Source organism: Shewanella hafniensis (assembly GCF_019655335.1).
GTDB classification, from domain to species: Bacteria; Pseudomonadota; Gammaproteobacteria; order Enterobacterales; family Shewanellaceae; genus Shewanella; species Shewanella hafniensis.
In genome coordinates this window covers 1-4,471 of sequence record NZ_BPFD01000142.1, presented here as the reverse complement: position 1 = coordinate 4,471, position 4,471 = coordinate 1, and the positions used below count along the sequence as shown (strand labels likewise).

3 protein-coding genes and 1 riboswitch are annotated in these 4,471 nt (G+C 47.8%); of the genes, 1 reads left to right on the top strand and 2 read right to left on the bottom strand.

Annotated elements, in window-relative coordinates; translation table 11 throughout:
- Nucleotides 1-332: 332 nt before the first annotated feature.
- Both K5Q99_RS21320 and K5Q99_RS21315 read right to left on the bottom strand, forming a co-directional pair.
- Nucleotides 333-836 carry a GIY-YIG nuclease family protein gene (locus K5Q99_RS21320; RefSeq protein WP_220778064.1) on the bottom strand — a complete coding sequence of 168 codons (504 nt, stop codon included), beginning with the start codon at nucleotides 834-836 and terminating at the stop codon, nucleotides 333-335.
- Nucleotides 837-847: 11 nt separating this feature from the next.
- The gene (locus K5Q99_RS21315; protein ID WP_220778063.1) at nucleotides 848-2,983 is read right to left on the bottom strand and encodes a S9 family peptidase; all 2,136 of its coding nucleotides are present in this window, start codon (nucleotides 2,981-2,983) and stop codon (nucleotides 848-850) included.
- Nucleotides 2,984-3,150: 167 nt separating this feature from the next.
- A riboswitch (FMN riboswitch) is annotated at nucleotides 3,151-3,380 on the top strand.
- A gap of 189 nt (nucleotides 3,381-3,569) precedes the next feature.
- Between K5Q99_RS21315 and ribB the strand changes: the two genes are divergently transcribed.
- The gene (gene ribB, locus K5Q99_RS21310) at nucleotides 3,570-4,223 is read left to right on the top strand and encodes a 3,4-dihydroxy-2-butanone-4-phosphate synthase (protein WP_011848186.1); all 654 of its coding nucleotides are present in this window, start codon (nucleotides 3,570-3,572) and stop codon (nucleotides 4,221-4,223) included.
- Nucleotides 4,224-4,471 lie beyond the last annotated feature (248 nt).

Genomic DNA, 4,471 nt, shown 5'->3' with positions numbered 1-4,471 from the left:
GATATTGGCTTCGCGCATCTTGTTGTCCAAGTGTAGTTTTTAGCGAAACCATTTGATCATGCAACAAGATGTGCTTCCACCCTAATTTGATGATTTATTTGTAAATCATCAGGGGATTCTTCAGCGCTTAATGCCCAAGGGGCTTTCAACTCCGTTGGGGGCGTCATGGAGCATCCAAGGAGGATAGGACGAGCAGTCCTCCTTGGTCGGGTGTGGGGTGAAGCCCCACGACTTTGACTTTGCTTTAAAACGAAGAACACATTGAAGATAAAGCTAGATGTGAAAATGGAAAGACAGAACAATCTCAGTCAGCGTAACGTGCCACTAAAATTCTAGTGTTCAAGCACACAGCCCCCAGAATCAATCAACGCCAGCTTTTGACTACGGCTTAGCTTTTTAACTGCTATTTCACGGCGCAGTGCATCGCCGTGACTACCAACCTGCTCTTGATACATCAGCGTTAACGGACCTTTACCGCGCAGATACTTAGCGGATTTGATGCCACCCGACTGATGCTCGCTAAAGCGTCGCGCCACGTTGGTGGTGACGCCTGTATATAAATGCCCATTGGCACAGCGGACTAGATACAAATACCAGAGGGATGATGACTTTATGGGTGTAGGCTTCAGAGGTGCAGATTTTAATGGTACGGGATTCAGCGAAGCTTCTGTCACTAATTCTGCTATTGGGGTTTCTTCTATAGTCGAAGCTTCTGTAACTATATCTTTGGTAGCGACAGCGCTAGTCACTGGGGCAAGTGTGTCTGCCCCCAGTGACTCATGTTGCTGTAAAACTTCTTTGTCCGTATTGCCTAGGCTGACGGCTGATTCGGTCACTTGCGAATGACCTACTTTGCCATACCTAACAGACTCAAGAAGAACGCATATTCTTGGGCTGTGTCTTGGTATTGGCGATAGCGACCACTCTTACCACCGTGGCCGGCTTCCATATCCACGTTAAGTAACAAGACTTTATCGTCGCTCTTGTACCATTGGTTTTTAACATCGCGCAGCTTAGCGACCCACTTGGCAGGTTCAAAATACTGCACTTGCGAGTCATGCAAACCCGTCGTCACTAACATGTGTGGGTATTCTTGCTCGGTGACATTGTCATAAGGCGAGTAACTCAGCATGTAATCGAAATAGGTTTTCTCGTTCGGATTGCCCCACTCATCGTACTCATTGGTCGTCAGCGGAATCGACTCGTCCAGCATAGTGGTCACCACATCAACAAACGGCACATGGGCTGCGATGGCAAAATACTTGTCCGGCGCTTGGTTAGCAATTGCGCCCATTAGCAAACCTCCCGCGCTGCCGCCAGAGGCGACGACCTTGTTTTTATCGCCATAACCTTGTGCCGTTAATGCCGTTGTTACGTCGATAAAATCATTGAAGGTGTTTTGCTTATTCAACAGCTTACCGTCGTCATACCAAGGGCGGCCGAGCATTTCTGAACCGCGCACGTGGGCGATGGCATACACAAAGCCGCGATCGAGCAGACTGATAACGGATGAAGAAAAATCGGGTTCCACTGTATAACCGTAAGATCCATAACCGTATTGATACAGAGGGTTAGTGCCATCTTTCTTGAATTTATCTTTACGATACACCAAAGAAACCGGCACTTTTACACCGTCGCGGGCAGTCACAAACACACGTTCGGCACGATATTGGCTGGCATCGAAGCCGCCTAAGACTTGATCTTGTTTCAATAAATCCCGTCTATCTGGATTCACCAGCGAATATTCGTATACGGCTTCTGGCGTTGTCAGGCTAGAGTAGAAAATGCGTAACTTATTGCTGTCTTGCTGAGAATTAACATCTAACCCCATCACATAGGCAGGCTCATCAAAGCTCAACTCGAAGGGCTTTTGACCATTGAATGGCATCACTTTAATGCGCGTTAGGCCATTTTCGCGGGTCTGAATAATCAGATAATCCTTGAGCACTAACTCGTCTTCGATACGGGCATTGGGGTTATGCGCAACCACTTCTTGCCACTTAGATTTGTCCGCCGCATCTTTGATGGCGACCTTCATCAAGCGGAAGTTTGTCGCCTGCCAGTTGGTGAGAATGTAATAAGTATCACCCAGCTTAGACACACTGTATTCGTGACCTTCTTCCCGCGCTAACACTGGCTTGAATAAACCTAAAGGTTCGCTGGCATCGAGCACTGACACTTCGCTCGTCGTGGTGCTCTCTTGGAACAACACAATTTGCGACTCATCTAAGGTTTTGCCGAGCGAAATATAAAAAGAATCGTCTTGTTCTTCATAAACTAAGACATCGCTCGATTGCTTAGTGCCCAGCTCATGGCGATACACTTGGTAGCCAAGTAAGGTCTGCAAATCTTTGGCGATATAGAACACATGTTTGTTGTCGTTCGCCCACACTACGCGACCTTCGGTATTTTCAAGCACGTCGGTGATCATGTCGCCCGAAGCCAAGTCTTTAAAATAGATGTGATATACACGGCGGCTGAGGACATCTTCGCCAAAGGCCAACATGGTTTCATCTGGGCTAACGCTGGCGCCGCCTAAGCCATAAAACTCATGGCCCTGAGCTCGCTCGTTAACATCCAGCATCACTTGCTCAACGCCATCGGCGCCCTTACGGCTGATTAACGGATATTCGCCGCCTTCTTTATAACGGCTGTAATAGCTGTGCTGGTGCCATTGGTACGGCACACTGGACTCATCGGCGACTAAGCGCTCAGTTAACTCTTTAAAAAGGCCATCTTGCAGCGGCTTTAAGGGTTTGAAATAGGCCGCAGTGTAGCGATTCTCGGCTTCGAGATGGGCCAACACATTAGGATCTTTGCGTTCATCGTCACGTAGCCAATAGTAATCATCGGTACGGGTTACGCCATGTAAAGTCATCACATGGGGGATTTTTTCAGCAACTGGGGCGGGTACTTGCCCTTTTGAGGTCGAACAACCGGATAACAACATGGCAATACCTAAAGTTAGCAGCAGAGATCGCATTTATACGTCCTTGTGACGTCCATAACGACCGTCGAAAAATGCGACGGCAAATAAATTAGTATGATAGTGGTCAGGTGTGCACTAGCGCAAACATTGAACGCGAGAAGTTGCCATTCGCGCTAAATAAGAGCAACATAACCGCGTTTTTGAGCGCAAACAGCTCAAAAGCAAATTCTCAGGGCGGGGTGAAACTCCCCACCGGCGGTAAATGGGTAACGCTAAGTGATTATTTTACTGAGCATCCCCAAAGCCCGCGAGCGCCCGAAATCACTTTCGGGGTCAGCAGATCTGGTGCCTTAGATTTTGCCTAGTGCAAAACTGACTATTCCAGAGCCGACGGTAATGGACTGTTTGCTTTAATGGCGACAGTGCTGAGTCCGGATGGAAGAGAATGTAAGACAACCTTGTGGTATTTAAGTGCAACGCGCTTATGTATTGCAGTGTTAGCCTCATGTTTTGCAATAACTTCACCCCAAGTGAAGTGATATTGCTACAGCAAAATCGAGCCATTAGGTTTGATTAAGTTGTATTTCTGCACGCCCTGATTCTGGATATTCCAATGTCGTATTTTTTAAGGATATTAACCATGAATCAGTCTTTACTTGCTCCTTTTGGTACTGCTATCGAACGCGTTGAAGCGGGTCTTAATGCCCTGCGTCAAGGCCAAGGTGTGTTAGTGGTCGATGACGAAGATAGAGAAAACGAAGGCGATTTAATTTTCGCTGCCGAGACACTGACGAACGCCCAAATGGCCATGCTCATCCGTGAATGTAGCGGTATTGTTTGCCTGTGTTTACCCGATGAAAAAATCAAAGCCCTCGAACTGCCTGCTATGGTCGAGCACAACTCGAGCCAATACGGCACGGCATTTACTGTGAGCATTGAAGCAACTGTCGGTGTAACGACTGGGGTTTCTGCCGCTGACCGCGTGACCACCATTAAAGCCGCGATTGCCGACAACGCTAAGCCAAGCGATCTCGCTCGCCCAGGCCATGTGTATCCACTTCGCGCCCAACCGGGCGGCGTGCTAACCCGCCGCGGCCACACCGAAGGCACGATCGATTTAGTGCAACTCGCTGGCTTAAAACCTGCTGGTGTATTGTGTGAAGTCACCAATCCCGACGGCACTATGGCGCGTTTACCCGAAATTATCGCCTTCGGCGCACTGCACAATATGCCTGTACTGACGATTGAAGACATAGTGGTCTACCGTAAATCGCTATTGGCTAAGGTCGGTTAAGTCAGACTTTAATGGCCTAAACTTAGGTCATTAATTTAAGACGAAGGGACGTTTCGCTGCGGCAAACGTCCTTTTTATTGGGCTTTATTTGCAGTCCAACATCGCTTATCCCACCGGTTATACCATTCCCTGAATCACTGCCCATAAGGGCAATAAATAAAGCCATTCTTTCGAATGACGAAATACTGTCTCACATCACAGACAAATGAAATGTTTGTTTGATAGGCAAAAAGTACACTAATAAAAAT